We start from the raw sequence: 14,496 nt of genomic DNA, 5'->3' as shown, positions 1-14,496 counted from the left end.
CGACTCCAGAGGTTCGGGCCGCCCCAGCGGGCTCAGAACGTCTCGGCGAACTCGACGGCGTGGGCGCGTCGGACGAGGCGCTCGTCCCAGGCCTGGAGCGTGGACCTCGCCGCCTCGGCGGCCGCGCGCACCGACGCCAGGCCCGTCGCATAGGCTTCACCCTCCCGGCAGAGGGATTCCAACCGCGTCGCCGCCTCGCCCAGCGTCAACAGGCCCAGCGTGCCGGCGCTGCCGGCGATCCTGTGCGCATCGTCCTGCAGCCTTGTCCGGTCGTCCACGAGGAAGCGGTCCGCGAGCTGCTCGTGGAACATGCGGACAAGCTTCATCGTCATCGCCGGCCCCATGGAGGCTTCGAACATCTCCTGAGCTTCCTCCTCTTCGACGCATCGGGCGGAAGCCGGCGCCGGCGCCGGCAGGGTCGATGCGTGAAAGACGCGGGTCAGGGCACGCTCAAGGTCCTGCGGCGCAAGCGGCTTGAGAAGGTGGCCGTCCATGCCCGCCGCCAAGCAGCCGCCCACCTGTTCCGGCGTCCCGCTGGCGGTGAGGGCGATGATCGGCAACTGCTTGGATCCCGCCCCACGGATCGCCTGGGTTGCGGCGAGGCCATCCATCAGCGGCATGTGGATGTCCATCAACACGAGGTCGTAGGGCTCGCGCGCCACGGCCTCCACGGCCTCTTGTCCGTCGCAGGCGAGATGAACCTCACAGCCGTGCCGCTGGAGCATCTCCTGGAACAGCTCGCGGTTCAGCGCGACGTCGTCGACCACCAGGATCCGGCGACCCGGGAAGGTCGCGCGTCCCAGGGGCGCTTTCTCGCGCCGCGGCTCGGTCTTTCCGCGCGGCAGCTCCACCTCGAACCAGAAGGTCGATCCGCGGCCGGGTTCGCTTTCCACGCCGATGCGCCCGCCCATCAGCTCGATCAGCTCGCGCGAGATGGCGAGGCCAAGACCGGTGCCGCCGAAGGTGCGCGTCACCGACCCGTCGGCCTGCGAGAAGCGCCGGAACAGCTTCGGCAGCTTCTCCGGATCGATGCCGACGCCCTGATCGATGACCTCGATCCGCAGGCGCAGGCGCTCGTTCGGCTGAGGCGCCGCGCCCAGGTCCACGGTGACGGTCCCCTTTGTCGTGAACTTCACGGCGTTCGACAGGAAGTTCAGCAACACCTGGCGCAGGCGATAGTTGTCGCCGAACAGCACCCCCGGATCGTCTCCGCTGATGCACAGGTCGACGCACTTTTCCGCCGCCTGGGGCTCCACCATGGAGAGCGCCTCGGAGACCATGTCCCCGACGCTGAACGGGACCATCTCGAGCCGGACCGCGCCCACCTCCAGCTTGGAGAAGTCGAGCACGTCGTTGATCAGGCTGTTCAGCGCCTCGCCGGCCGAGCGCACGAGAAGGAGACGCCGTCGATCCTCGCTGGTCAGGTGCGGGCTTTCGGCCAGCAGGCGGGAGAAGCCGATGATGCCGTTCAGCGGCGTGCGCAGCTCATGGCTGATGTTGGCCAGGAACTCCGACTTGGCGCAGTTGGCGGCCTCGGCGGCGTCCTTCGCCGTCGCGAGCTGGGCCGTCGTCGCCGCCAGGGCCTGGGTCTGGCGCTCCAGGGCCTCCTGGGCCTCGACGCGGGCCGTCTGATCCTGCGCCTGGGCGATGAAGTGGCGCGGCGCGCCGTCCGGACTGCGGACGAGCGCCACGGCCAGATGCACCCAGACCGGCCGACCGTCCTTCCGGATGTAGCGCTTGTCGAGGGTGTAGCTGTCGATCTCGCCGACGAGGAGCCGGCGCAGCTCCCTCATGTCGTCCTCGAGATCGTCGGGGTGGGTGATCTGCTGGAAGTCCAGCGCCAGCAGCTCGTCCTCCGGATAGCCGACGATGCCGCAGAACGACCGGTTGACCTTGTTGAACCCGCCTTCGAGGTTGACCAGCGCCATGCCGACAGAGGCGTAGTCGAAAGCCGTCTCGAACTCTTCCATCTGGGCCTTGCGCTCGCTGATGTCCTGCATCAGCGAAGTGAGGCGCCAGCCTTGGGGCGTACGGATGGCCGTGATCGCGGCCTCGATGGGGAAGACTTCGCCGCTCTTCCTCAGCGCGACGAGTTCGACGCGGCGGTCAACCGACGCCGCCTCGCTGGTCGCGAGCAACTCCGCCAGACCGGAGGCGTATTTGTCCCGATCCGGGTCTGGGACGACCAGGCCGCTCATCGACTTCCCGATGACCTCGTCCGCCCGCCAACCAAACGTCGCCTCGGCATAGTGATTCCAGTCCACGATCAGCCCGGCTTCGTCCATGCAGACGATGGCCTGGCTCGCCTCGGCGATGACGCGTCGAGCCCGCGCCTCGCTGGTCGCCAGCTCCTCCTCCAAGGCGCGTCGGTCGGAGATGTCGCGGATGACCGCCACCATCTCCTGGGGCCGGCCCGCCGCGTCGCGGATCAGGCGAAAACGGGTCTCCACCCATACCGCGCGGCCGTCCCGGTGCTGGGCGCGATGCTGCAGGGTGGCGTCGGGCCGGCCGGCCGCCAGTTCGGCGAACATCGCCAGCACTTGCGGTCGGTCATCCGGATGGACGAAGTCCTGAGCCGGGCGGCCGGCCATCTCGCGCGGCCGATAGCCGAGCAGGTCGCGGACCGCCGGCGAAATATAGCTGGCGGACCCGTCGAGCCGGATGCTGGTGACCACGTCGGCCATGTTGTCGGCCAGCAGCTTGTAGCGCGCCCGGCTCGTCTGGGCCGTCTCGATCGCGGCGTAGGCCTCGCTGACGTCCTGCACGACGCCGATGAAGCCGACCGCCTCGCCGCTTTCGTCCACCTCGCACGCGCCCCGCGCATGCAGGCGCCGGACCCGGCCGTCGGGCAGCTGCAGGCGCTGGAGATGGTCGTATCCGCAACGATTGCGAACGGCCTGTTCGAAGGCCGCCCGAGCCTCCTCGCTTCCGCCCTTCAGCAAGGCCAGGATGCGATCATCGCCTTCAAACCGACTTTCCGGCGGGAGGCCGACCATCCGGTAGACCTCGTCGGACCAGGTCGGCGCCCCGCCCTTCAGCTCCAGGCGCCAATGACCGACCCCGGACATGGATTCGGCGATCGCGGCGATCCTCTGCTGGTCCGCCAGGACCCGCTCGAGGCGCGCCCGCTCCAGCTGGTCCACCACCCGGCGGGCCAGGCTCTGCAGGCGGGCGAGGTCTGCCTGCGTCGGCCGCGCCCTCGGCTCGGTGTCGATCACGCAGAGCACGCCGAGGTGGCGACCGTCGGGGCTGGTGATCAAAGCGCCGGCGTAGAAGCGGATGAACGGGGCGCCGACCACCAGAGGATTCCCGGCGAAGCGAGGGTCCGCGCGCGCATCTTCTACGACCAGGACGTCGTTGGCGGGCAGACGGAGGGCGTGGTCGCAAAAGGCGTCGTCGCGAGGCGTGGACTGAAGCTCGAGGCCGACCCGCGCCTTGAACCATTGCCGCTCGTCGTCGACGAACGAGACCAGCGCAATCGGCGCATGAAAAATGTGCGCCGCGATGTCGGCGATCTCGTCGAACGCCGGCTCCGGCGCCGTGTCGAGCACACGATAGGACTGCAGCGCCTTGAGCCGAGCGCGTTCGATGTCCGCCATGGATCAGGTCTCCGCCTCGTCGCTGGCGAACCTGTCGGAACCCGGAGCTCAAGTATCCCTGACACAGCGTCGCACGCATTGCGCGCATATCTAATCCACATCAAGTTTGTAGCCGCACGTTTCCCGCGCATAGCTAAGCCAGCTCAAGACCCCTAGCGCCAAGACTCAGGCCTTTATGCAGCCCATTTCCGTCTACCCCTAAGTATCCATAGAGTTTGTGCGGAAACTTCCCCGCTTCCCGCTCGCCCAGTTCATGAGTCCGCCAAGATGTCGGGACATGGCGTGCTCGCGCCAATGATGATGATGTCTTCTTACGCGAGATCCTCGTCCACAAGCGTAGCGTGCTAGCTTCGTCCTGCCGAAATGGCGCCTAGCCGGTCCGTCGACGGGGCCCCATATCGAGCCTGCAATCGGCAGCCAAGGTTGTCGGAGCGAGGTGGACATCATGAAGTACCGGAAGCTCGGCGCGAGCGATCTCGACGTCTCGGTGATTTCGCTGGGGTCGTGGCTGACCTACGGGGTCGGCGTGGAGGCGGACGCCGGCCGGGCCTGCGTGAACCGCGCCTTCGACCTGGGGATCAACTTCATCGACACCGCCAACATCTATGGTCGGGGCGCGGCGGAGACGATGCTCGGCGAGACGCTGAGCGGTCGTCCGCGCGACAGCTATGTGCTGGCGACCAAGGTCTTCTTCCCGATGAGCGAAACGGACCGTGGGCTCTCGCGCGAGCAGATCCACAAGCAGATCGACGCCTCGCTGCAACGCCTGCGGACCGATCACGTCGACCTCTACCAATGCCACCGCTACGACGCCCAGACGCCGATCGAGGAGACCATGGAGGCGCTGAGCGAGGTCGTCCGGGCCGGCAAGGCGCGCTACATCGGCTTCAGCGAGTGGTCGCCCGCGCAGATCGAAGCCGCCCTCGCCGTTCCCGGTGCCGAGCGGTTCGTCTCCAGCCAGCCGCAATATTCCCTGCTGCACCGCCAGCCGGAACAGGCGGTCATTCCGCTCAGCGCCAGAAGCGGCGTCTCGCAGATCGTCTGGTCGCCGCTCGGCCAGGGAGTGCTGACCGGCAAGTATGCGCCGGACGCCAAGCCGCCGGGCGACAGCCGCGCGGCCAGCGACCGCATGGGCCACAGCATGAACGACCTGATGCGGCCCCAGGTCCTGGCGGCCGTGCAGGAGCTCAAGCCGCTGGCCGCAGAGGCGGGCTGCAGCCTTGCGCAGTTCGCCCTGGCCTGGGTGCTGCGCGAACCGAACGTCGCCTCCGCCATCGTCGGCGCCAGCCGGCCTGGGCAGCTGGACGACAACGCCGCGGCCGCCGACCTCCAGGTCGACCCGGCGCTGTTCCAGCGGGCGGAAACGATCATCGAGGCCCTGCGGGGCTGATCGCGCCGGCCAGCGACGGTTGAGTTTGGCCGCGACATATCGCTCCCGTTGATTGTGTCGCATTTCTGTCAGAAGAGAATTCCTTGAGATTCGACGGCGTTAGGATGTCATCGCAAGGAAGATTTCGATGAACGCCATAGACTGGACTTCTTTGGCAAAAGACGCCGTCTCGCCAGGTGACCTAGTGTCCGCCGCCGCAGGGGGACTGCCGATCTACCGCGTGCTGGCCGTCGCCGATGGCAAGGCTTGGCTGCAGGAAGATCGTCACCCCACTCCTCAGCTCATGTCTCTCGATCGTCTGTGCTGGAAGGCCGCAAAACACAGCTGAGGCCCGGCCGAATGACCGGCCTGGCCGAATCTGAACGGCGGGTAAACGCCCTCTTCAGGCAGTCGCAACCCTGCTGTGCCTATAGCTGCTGACGGTCCGCTGCTGTGGCGGGCGTCATCGGCAGGAAAATTCGATGCGCGGCTTGGACTGGGTGCTTCTGGCGAAGGACGCCGTTTCGGTGGGGGATCTGGTCTCGGCGGACGCCGGCGGGTTGCCGATCTATCGCGTCATGGCGGTCGCCGACGGCAAGGCCTGGCTGCAGGACGAGCGCCGCCCCGCCGTCCAGGTGATGCCGCTGGATTGCCTGCGCTGGAAGGCCGCGAACCGCCGCGAAGACTAGAGCCGCCACTGCGGCGGCCGTCACGCTCCAGGCTGGGCCAGGAGCTTCGCTGATATCGTCCACAGGAAAAAACCGGCCGCCAGGCGCCCGCGTTAACTTCATACCGTGGCGCCGAATCCCCACCTTCGCCTTAGCCGCGAAAACCTGGCGCCGATCGTGCGTATGACAGGGAACCTGAGCTGTTCTCGTCCGTAGATGAAACAGCAGGGCTTGCGGCTTTGGAGGCGGCCTATCGTGGGTCGCGGCCGAACACCTGGGTTGGGGATTTGAGGAATTATCGCATGTCACCGTCTCTGAGCGTCGTCGCCGATAACGACATGAAGGCCGCCACCGTCGCGGCCCCGAAGAGTGAAACCGTTGCGCAGCGCGTCCGTCGCCTGCAGCTGGAAGCCAAGACTCTCGCCAAGGACCACATCCGCGCCCTGAGCACGGCCATGGTCGAGGTCGAGACGATCGCCGCCGAGATCGCCGAGGGCGGCGACGCCTATCCGCCGGGCGTGCGCGACATCGCCCGCCGCCTGGTCGAAGACTGCGAAGCCCGCGTCCAGACGCTGGAAGCCATCGTCGCCCGCACGATCTGAAGCGGGCCTAGAGGTTAACAGGTCTGCAGTGCGGCGCCTGGCGAAGGCCTTCCGTTAACCCGGGAGGCCGGCCAGGCGCCGGCGGCGCCATCCCGATCCGGGACAGGCGCCCCGTCCCAGATCGGGACCGGGGGACATCCTAGACACTCGTACGAAGGCGCGGCCGCGCCGCCGCAGGCCGTTTCCGAGCCGATGCGCTGATCCCCCGCGTGACGCTCGAAGCGCCCGCCGGTTGGTCGCGCCGATTAACGATCTTTGTTCACTGTCTTCGCCGCTGACGCGAATTCGCGCCTACGTCACCAGATCCCGGAACTCCCGGCTCCGTTGCAGCCAGGCGGCGGCGTAGCCGCAGATCGGGGTGATCTTCAGGCCCTTTTCGCGGGCGTCGGCGGCCAGCGCCGCCATCAGCCGGCCGGACGCGCCGGTGCCGCGCAGGGCGGGCGGGGCGAAGACATAGTCGACGTAGAGCCGGTCCCCCTGCAGACGATAGTTGGCGTAGGAGGTCTGGCCCTGCTCGTCCATTTCGTAACGCGACCGCACATGGTCGTTGCGCAGCTCATTCATCAATCTTCACCTCTGCTCGCCCCGAGCGTCTCATGCGAGACATCTGAAGGACAACGGCGGCGCGGCGCGGATTGATCCCAGCCCGGCCCGGCGCGAAGCTGCGCCCCAACAAGAAATGGGAGGTCCCTGGACCATGCGCAAAGTCCTTATGCTCGCCGCCGGCCTGCTCGCGCTCGCCGCCTGCGACAGGAAGCCGGCCAATGCGCCCCGCACTCCGGCGCCGCCCGGCGCCGCGCCGACCTCCGGAACCGCCACGCCCGCCGCCGTGCCCGAGCGCGCGCCGGGCCTCTGGGAACAGAAGATCTCGACCCGGGGCATGACCCAGGTGAGCCAGGTCTGCATCGATCACGCGGTGGAGCAGCGCTTCACCGTCTGGGGTCAGCAGGCCGGCAAGAACGCCTGCAGCCAGACCAGGATGGCGCCGCGGCTCGGTGGCGGCTGGGAATTCGCCTCGACCTGCGACATGGGCGAGGGCGGCAAGACGGCGACCAAGGGCGAGGTCACCGGCGACTTCGCCAAGTCCTACAAGGTCAGCGCCGAGAGCAGCATCTCCGGCGCCCGCGCCCCGGAGATGAACGGGACCCACGAGATGACGCTGGAAGCCAACTGGCGGGGGCCCTGCCCCGCCGGCATGGAGCCCGGCGACATGCTCCTGCCCGGCGGCGTGAAGCTCAACATGATGAAAATTCCGACGGGCTGATGTCGGCGACCTACGCCCCTGTCCGTCCTTGGGCCAGCAACCCGAGCTGAACCAAAAAGGAGACCCAAGATGGCTACCCCCGTCGAGATCAAGCCCGAGAGCGACCGCGAACTGGTGATCGCCCGCAAGCTGGCCGCCTCGCCCGAGGCGCTGTTCCGCTGCTGGACCGATCCCGCCCTGATCCCGCAGTGGTTCTGCCCCAAGCCCTGGTACGCCGAGGTGGTGAAGATGGACGTCCGCCCCGGCGGCGTCAGCCAGACGATCTTCCACGGCCCCGACGGCGAGTCCTTCCCGAACGACGGCGTCTACCTGGAGGTGGTCCCGAACCGGAAACTCGTCTTCACCGACGCCTACACCGAGGGATGGGTCCCGACCGAAAACCCGATGTTCACCGGCATAATCACCTTTGAGGACGCCGGAAACGGCGAGACCCTCTACATCGCCCGCGCCCGTCACTGGACGGACGCCACCGTCAAACAGCACGTCGAGATGGGCTTCCACGAAGGCTGGGGCGTCTGCGCCGAGCAGCTGGAGGCGCTGGCGAAGACGCTCTGAGGCCCTCCCTCCCCATTAAGGGAGGGAGGATCTAATCCTCGCCGCGCACCGCGCCCGCGATGAAGCCGCCGCCGAGCACCCGGGTCGGAGCTTCCGGGGCGTAGAGGACGCAGGCTTGGCCGGGGGCCACGCCTTCCTCGGCGCCGTCGAACAGCACGCCAGCCTGGCCGTCGATCCACCCCAGGCGCCCGGCCATCGGCTCGCGGGTCGAGCGCACGCGCGCCAGCACCGGGCGGGCGGCGTCGCAGGCGGCCTCGATCGAGGCGCCGTCGCCGATCCAGTTGGCCTCCTTCAGCGTCAGCGCGCGCGTCAGCAGGGCCTCTCGCGGCCCCACGATCACCTGGCGACGGTCGGCGTCGATCTTCACCACGAACAGCGGATCGCCGACGGCCACGTTGAGCCCCCGGCGCTGGCCGATGGTGTAGCGGGTGACGCCCTCGTGGCGGCCGAGCGTGCGGCCGTCCATATGGACGATGTCGCCCGGCTCCGCGCCGTGCGGCCGCAAGCGGTCGATCACGGTCGTGTAGCGGCCCTCGGGAACGAAGCAGATGTCCTGGCTGTCCGGCTTGTCGGCCGCCGCGAGGCCCAGCTCGGCGGCGGCGGCGCGCACCGCAGGCTTGGGCAATCCCCCAAGCGGAAACCGCAGATAGGCGAGCTGCTCAGGCGTGGTGGCGAACAGGAAGTAGCTCTGGTCGCGGGCCGGATCGGCGGCGCGATGCAGCTCCGGCCCGGCGAGCCCCTGCTCGCGGCGGACATAGTGGCCGGTGGCCATGGCCTCGGCGCCCAGGTCGCGGGCGGTGTCGAGCAGGTCGCGGAACTTCACCGTCTGATTGCAGCGGATGCAGGGGATCGGCGTCTCGCCGCGCAGATAGGAGTCTGCGAAGTCCTCGATGACCTGCTCGCGGAAGCGGCTCTCGTAGTCGAGGACGTAGTGCGGGATGCCGATGGCGTCGGCCGCGGTCCGCGCGTCGTGGATGTCCTGGCCGGCGCAGCAGGCGCCCTTCTTCTGGATCGCCGCGCCATGGTCGTAGAGCTGCAGGGTCACGCCGACCACGTCGTAGCCCGCGCGCGCCAGGACCGCGGCGGTCACCGTGGAGTCCACCCCGCCGGACATGGCCGCCACGATCCGCGTCCCCACCGGCAGGCGCACAGCCTCGCGCGCGGCCTCGATCAGGCCGTCGGGGGCGTCGCGCAACAGGGCGGAAGCGGTCGTCATGACCGCCTATTTAGCTGTGACGCCAAGGCTTTGCGAGGGGTGGGGCGCCTTAAGCCGGCAGGATGCTCAGCAGCGACGCGCCCTGGAGGGCCTGGAAGACGTGGGCGGAAGCCTGCACCGCCATTTGGGCCATCTGCAGCTGGGTGGCGGCCTGGCCCATGTCGGCGTCGGTGATGTCGCCCACCATGCCGGCCAGGGTGACGTCCTGGGAGACGACGTTCTCCTTACTGGTGTCGAGCCGCTTCTGGGTGAGGCCGTTGGCCGCGGTCATGGTCGTCAGGTCCGAGCGCAAGCCGTCCCAGGTCCCCAGCTGCCCCTGGATCCAGACCTGCTGGGCCTCGGTGAGCTTGCCGCTGAACGGACCGACCGGCGAATTCTGCAGCGTGTGCAGCGCCGTGAGCAGCTCGGTCCCGATGTCCGACGCCAGCACGCCGGTCGTCACCGTCGTGGAGTCGTCCAGCTTGTTCTGCATCTTGTAGTCGTCGTTGTGGAAGAAGCTGCTGACGTCGACGGGAGCCGCCGGCAGGACCGGATCGGTGAGGTCAGCGATCGAATTGAGCGACACCGGCCGTGTGTCCACCTGGCCGCCGGCGAACAGATACTTGCCGTTGTAGCGCGAGTTCATACCCTCGACCGCGCCGGACACCTGGGCCTCGATGTCGGTCATCATGGTCTCGGCGCTGCCGGTGGCGAGCGCATTGGCCAGCGCCTCGCGGATCGCGCCGGCGGCGCCGGTCACCTGGTTCAGCGCCACGTCCTGGCTCGAGAGCCGGTCGCCGATCACGGTGTTCTGTTCCTGATAGCTCTTCAGCCGCGCCTGCACCGTATGCATGGCGGTCAGCGTGTCGGCGGTGGTCGCATAGGCCTTGAGGTCGGCGCCCTTTCTCTGGGTGGCCACCTGGTTGCCGAAATAGATCTGGCTCTGCTGGGCCTTGGTGAGGTTGGCCAGCACGGTGGCGTAGTTGCCCGAAGTCGAGACGCGGTTCACGGCAGGGCGCTCCGTCAGATGATGTTGGTGAGGACGTCGAACAGTTCCTTCACGGCCTGGATCATCCGGGCGGAAGCGTTGAACGCCTGCTGGTAGGTGGTGAGGTTCACCAGTTCTTCGTCGAGGTTGACGCTTTCGGCCGACTGGCGGCGCGCCTCGGCTTCGGTCTTCACCGACTCCGCGGCGTCTGTGCGGCTCTGGGCGTCGGCGGCGCCGCGCGCAATCGCGCCGGAGAACTCCGAGGCGTAGCGGGCGACGGTCATGTTCACCGTGCCCAGGCCGCCCGCCGCGCCGAACTGGGCGTTCACATCGCCAGACTCCGCCAGCGCCAGGGCGCCGCGCGCGTCGCCGATGCGCAACGCCGGCGCGCCGGCGGCGACGTCCAGGTCCAGGTGTGCAAAGGCCAGCTTGCCCGGATCGGCGGCCACCACGGCGTCCACCTTGAACTGGTTGGCGCGCGACGAGCGTTCGCCGGCGCCCAGGCCGAACAGCTGGGTCATCGCGATGCCGGTGTCGACGTGGGCGGTCTTGTCGCTGACGACGGACAGCACCGCATTGGTCGGCGGCGCCCCGGTGAAGCTGAGCCGGCCCTGAGTGTCGAGGCTGAAGGCGCCGTAGAGGCCGACGCCGTTGCTGGTGTTGTTGAGCGCGGCGACCAGGTCGTCCATCGTCGGCGACGCGGGCACTGTCACCGTCACGTCCTGCAGCGCCTTGCCGTCCGGCTGCGACAGGCGAAGCGTGATCGTGTCGCCCGGCGTGAAGCCGTGAGCGCTGGTTCCCGTCAGGCCGGTGGCGTACGTGCCCGTGCCGGAGCTGCGCACAAGGTCGTTGAGGCCGAAGAAGTGCGAGAAGGCCTTGCCGGCCTTCAACGACGTGCCCTCGTCGATCGCCACGCCAAGGCCGCCCGCGCCGGAGATCTTCAAGGCGCCGTTGGTGAAGCTGGCGGTCCCCAGGCCGCCGAGCGCGGCGTTGAGGTCGGCGTCGAAGGTCGAGGCGCCGAAGGCTGTGGCCGCGCCGCCGTTGACGCTCATGGTCATGGCGTCGAAGTCGATCGCGACCTGATGCTGGACGACGCCCGAGGAGTCCGTCAGGGCGACGGTCGTCTGCCCGGTGAAGCCGCTGACCGCGCTGGTCAGGTCGAGACCGGTGCTGCGGCCGGTCAAGGTGGTGGGCGCCGGGACGGTGCTGGAGGCGTTGTGCGCCGCGTTGAGCTGGTCGACGGTCCCCTGCACGAGTTCGCCCAGCTGGTCGCTCAGCTGCGGCAGCTCGGTGTTGCGCAGGTCGAGCAGGCCGCGCACCTCGCCGCTGTCGAGCTGCAGCGGCTGCGGAGCGCCGCCGTCGGCTGTGGCGGTGATATAGCCAGGATTGCCCGGGGAGCTATTGTAGGTGAGCGTCACGGCGCCGTCGCCAGCGAGCTTCAGTCCGTCCCCGGAGCGGATATCGACGCCCCCGCCGGCATGAGGCGACACCTTCACCCCCATCAGGCCGGAGAGCTGGTTGACCAGCTGCGCCTGGATGTTTTCGGCGCCGGAAGCGTCCTGCTCGATCAGCTTGGCGCGGACGATGTCCCCGTTCAGGGAATTGATCCTCGACAGCAGGGCGTTCACCTCGGCGATGTCGGCGCTGATGCGCGTGTCCATCGTCTCGCTGAGCGAGACCAGCTGGCTGTTGATGCGTTGGGCTTCGCCGAGGAAATCCTTGACGTTGGCCACAGCCTGGCTGCGCAGCAGGGTCGAGGACGGGTCGTTGGCCGCGGCCGAGAAGCCGGAATAGAGAGTGTCCAGCCGGTTGAAGAAGAAGTTCTCGCTGGTGGGGTCGCCGAACAGGCCCTGGGCGGTGTCGATATATTGGGAATAGGCGCCCCAGCGGCTCGCCTCGCCGCTCGCCGTCTGGCTCGCCAACTCCAGATACTGGTCGGTGATGCGCTTGGTGCCGGTGACCGAGACGCCCATGCCCTGGCCGGCGACGACCAGGGGCGCCTGCTCGACGGTCTTGCGGACGTAGCCAGGCGTGTTGACGTTGGCGATGTTGTCGGAGACCGCCCGCAGGCCCATCTGCGCGGCGTTCAGGCCGGAGGTCGCTGTTCTAAGGGCGGCGTTGAGCGACATGGATTAGGCCTCCGCCCGGCAAACGCTGCGCGCCCCGGACGAAACTGCCGGGACGTTTCGGCGCTCGGGCAGCGCCTTGGGAACAAAATTCATCAGCGTTTTCAATGCCGACCTCTTCAGGCTCGACGGAGCCCAACAGGGTTAACGCAAGACCAATGCCAGAGCTGGCCGGGCCCCGCCGGCCCGGCAGGGAACGCCCCGCCGGCGCCGCTATAGCCCGGCAATTTCGGCCGCAGCCCGGCGGCGGCGCCTCGGGGACGGGACAAATACTCTAATATTTTCAACGATTTTCAGACTGGCGCGAAGGTTGCTCCAGTCCGACGGAACCCTCAGCGCAGCACGCGCCCCCTCGTTGTCGAGTCGTCCGTGTCCGCACCCATCAGCATCATTGCGCCCATGGTACCCGCCGCCGCCGCCGGCGCCGGCAAGACCGTGGGCGGCCCGCTCGCAGGTTTCGACGCGCTGATGAGCGCCTTCTTCGCCTCGGCGGACGGCGTCCCGCAGGCCGGGGCGACGCCGGGCCAGGTCGCGACGGATCCGGCGCTGGCCGGCCAGGCGCTGGCCGGTCAGGCGGATCCCGCGTTGGCGGACCCGGGGCTGGCAGGCCAGACGCTGATGGACCCGGCGTTGGTGGGCCAGACGCTGGCGAACCAGATGGAGACGAGCGTTCCCGCCGACGCCTCGGCCACCCTGCCGATCGACGCGGCGAACGCCGCCGGCGCCCCGCCGACGGACCGGAACGCCATTGTAGCGGCCGCGGTCGCGCCGAAGCCTCCTGCTCACGCCGACAAGATCCTGGGCGGCGACGCGGGCAAGCTTGTCGGCAAGGGCGACGCTGCGGCGGCCGAACCGGCCCAGACGCCTCAGACGATCCCGACCGCCGATGCGGCGGCCGATATGACCGTAGCCCTCGACGCCTCGGTGATCGTCGAGACTCAGCCGGACGATGCGACCGAAACGCCGCCCCCGACCGATCCGCTGACGGCGGCGCAGATCACGTCGGTGATGGCGCTGATGACGCCGGCCCCGGCCCCGCCGCCGGCCGCTGCAAAGTCCGCAGCCCCGCCGGCGCCGAACGGCTCCTCGGCTCCGCCGCCAGCCGCCGAAGCCCTGCCGCTCCCGGCGACCTCCCTCCCCGCGCAGCCCGAGCCGGCGCCGCAGACCGCCGCCGAACCCAGGCTGGAAATGCTCGCGGACAAGACCGCGGACCTTCCGACGCCAGCCTCCACCGTCGCCGACGCGGCCACGCCGAAGACGGAAACCGCCAAGACGGCGAGCGCGCCCCTAGCGGCCGTCCCGGCGCCCGCCCCGCCCGTGGACACCGCGGCGGCGCCTGTCACGGCCCAGGCCGCCGCCGCGCCGCCGCCGCCCGCCGCCGCCTGTCGGCGAGAAGCCGGCCATGGCGCGCGCCGGCCGCGAGGAAGCAACGCCTGACGCCGCCACGGCCGCCGCCCCTGCGGTCCGTCCGGGCCCGACCTCCACGGTCGGCGCCGCGCCCCAGGGCGCCGCGAACAACGACCCCGGCCAGGGATCGGCCAACACCGCCGAGCCGCAGCTCGCGGAGCCCCCGTCGCGGGCCGCCGATCCTCAGCTCGCCGCCGACCCGACGGTCCAGCCGCCGGCCACCGGCGCCTCGAGCCCGACCCACGCCGCGGCGGCCGCCGCCGCCCGCGCGACGCCGGAGACGGTGGCGAACCTGGCGGGCCAGATCGTCAAGAAGCTCGGCGCGCGTACGACCCAGTTCGACCTGCAGCTGAATCCGGCGGGGCTCGGCAAGGTCAACGTCCGGATCGAGATCAACGCGGACGGCCGGGTCAGCGCGGCCATGTCATTCGACACCCCGCAGGCCGCCGCCGAGCTCAGGTCGCGGGCCAACGAACTGCAGCGGGCGCTGGCGCAGTCGGGGTTCGACGTGACAGGCGGCCTCTCGTTCGACGTCGCCCAGGACCAGGGCCGGGGCGGCTCCGGCCAGCAGAACGCCTTCCAGAACAACGAGAATTCCGGCCAGGCCTTCCGGGGCCGCGCGTTCGCCGCCGCCCTGGAGACGGCCGGGGACGCGGCTCAGGCCGCGCTCATAAATCGCCGCGCGACGCCGTCCGGCGTCGACGTGCGCATCTGAGGATCAAG

General features: G+C 69.2%; 13 protein-coding genes. 8 read left to right on the top strand and 5 right to left on the bottom strand.

Annotated elements, in window-relative coordinates:
* Positions 1–32: 32 nt before the first annotated feature.
* Positions 33–3,599, bottom strand: a complete 3,567-nt coding sequence (locus ACSQ2B_RS22530) for a PAS domain S-box protein (protein ID WP_436053455.1) — start codon at positions 3,597–3,599, stop codon at positions 33–35.
* A gap of 445 nt (positions 3,600–4,044) precedes the next feature.
* On the opposite strand from ACSQ2B_RS22530, the gene ACSQ2B_RS22525 reads away from it, so the two are divergent.
* From ACSQ2B_RS22525 to ACSQ2B_RS22510, 4 genes are all read left to right on the top strand, one after another.
* A complete protein-coding gene (locus tag ACSQ2B_RS22525; RefSeq protein WP_436053453.1) occupies positions 4,045–4,989 on the top strand; it encodes an aldo/keto reductase family protein in 945 nt (314 codons plus the stop codon).
* A gap of 127 nt (positions 4,990–5,116) precedes the next feature.
* Positions 5,117–5,317 (top strand): hypothetical protein, encoded by a 201-nt coding sequence (locus ACSQ2B_RS22520; protein WP_436053451.1) that lies wholly within the window; start codon positions 5,117–5,119, stop codon positions 5,315–5,317.
* Positions 5,318–5,450: 133 nt separating this feature from the next.
* Positions 5,451–5,657: a hypothetical protein gene (locus tag ACSQ2B_RS22515; protein ID WP_436053450.1), complete on the top strand. Its 207-nt coding sequence runs from the start codon at positions 5,451–5,453 to the stop codon at positions 5,655–5,657.
* Between the two features lie 281 nt (positions 5,658–5,938).
* On the top strand, positions 5,939–6,238 hold the full coding sequence (locus ACSQ2B_RS22510) for a hypothetical protein (protein WP_436053448.1): 300 nt from the start codon (positions 5,939–5,941) through the stop codon (positions 6,236–6,238).
* A gap of 291 nt (positions 6,239–6,529) precedes the next feature.
* Here the strand turns inward: ACSQ2B_RS22510 and ACSQ2B_RS22505 are convergent, their stop codons facing one another.
* Complete coding sequence (locus tag ACSQ2B_RS22505; RefSeq protein ID WP_436053446.1) at positions 6,530–6,802, bottom strand: GNAT family N-acetyltransferase; 273 nt, start codon at positions 6,800–6,802, stop codon at positions 6,530–6,532.
* Positions 6,803–6,935: 133 nt separating this feature from the next.
* On the opposite strand from ACSQ2B_RS22505, the gene ACSQ2B_RS22500 reads away from it, so the two are divergent.
* Together ACSQ2B_RS22500 and ACSQ2B_RS22495 are read left to right on the top strand one after the other, a co-directional pair.
* A complete protein-coding gene (locus ACSQ2B_RS22500; RefSeq protein ID WP_436053444.1) occupies positions 6,936–7,502 on the top strand; it encodes a DUF3617 domain-containing protein in 567 nt (188 codons plus the stop codon).
* Between the two features lie 69 nt (positions 7,503–7,571).
* Positions 7,572–8,057: an SRPBCC family protein gene (locus ACSQ2B_RS22495; RefSeq protein ID WP_436053443.1), complete on the top strand. Its 486-nt coding sequence runs from the start codon at positions 7,572–7,574 to the stop codon at positions 8,055–8,057.
* 31 nt (positions 8,058–8,088) lie between these two features.
* Here ACSQ2B_RS22495 and mnmA read toward each other — a convergent pair whose 3' ends face one another.
* Genes mnmA through flgK form a run of 3 tightly spaced genes read right to left on the bottom strand, consistent with a single transcriptional unit; the run spans position 8,089 to position 12,369 of the window.
* Complete coding sequence (gene mnmA / locus ACSQ2B_RS22490) at positions 8,089–9,273, bottom strand: tRNA 2-thiouridine(34) synthase MnmA (RefSeq protein ID WP_436053441.1); 1,185 nt, start codon at positions 9,271–9,273, stop codon at positions 8,089–8,091.
* Between the two features lie 49 nt (positions 9,274–9,322).
* A complete protein-coding gene (locus ACSQ2B_RS22485; RefSeq protein WP_436053439.1) occupies positions 9,323–10,261 on the bottom strand; it encodes a flagellin in 939 nt (312 codons plus the stop codon).
* Positions 10,262–10,275: 14 nt separating this feature from the next.
* Positions 10,276–12,369, bottom strand: coding sequence for a flagellar hook-associated protein FlgK (gene flgK, locus ACSQ2B_RS22480; protein WP_436053438.1), 2,094 nt, complete (start codon positions 12,367–12,369; stop codon positions 10,276–10,278).
* 366 nt (positions 12,370–12,735) lie between these two features.
* Between flgK and ACSQ2B_RS22475 the strand changes: the two genes are divergently transcribed.
* Both ACSQ2B_RS22475 and ACSQ2B_RS22470 read left to right on the top strand, forming a co-directional pair.
* The gene (locus ACSQ2B_RS22475; RefSeq protein WP_436053437.1) at positions 12,736–13,803 is read left to right on the top strand and encodes a hypothetical protein; all 1,068 of its coding nucleotides are present in this window, start codon (positions 12,736–12,738) and stop codon (positions 13,801–13,803) included.
* Positions 13,769–14,488 carry a flagellar hook-length control protein FliK gene (locus ACSQ2B_RS22470; protein ID WP_436053435.1) on the top strand — a complete coding sequence of 240 codons (720 nt, stop codon included), beginning with the start codon at positions 13,769–13,771 and terminating at the stop codon, positions 14,486–14,488. Before ACSQ2B_RS22475 ends, ACSQ2B_RS22470 begins: the two co-directional genes overlap by 35 nt.
* The last annotated feature ends 8 nt before the right edge of the window (positions 14,489–14,496 follow it).

Source organism: Phenylobacterium sp. LjRoot225 (genome assembly GCF_964252855.1).
Lineage (GTDB): Bacteria > Pseudomonadota > Alphaproteobacteria > Caulobacterales > Caulobacteraceae > Phenylobacterium.
The sequence above is the reverse complement of the archived record's forward strand: the minus strand, read 5'-3'. Positions and strand labels throughout refer to the sequence as shown.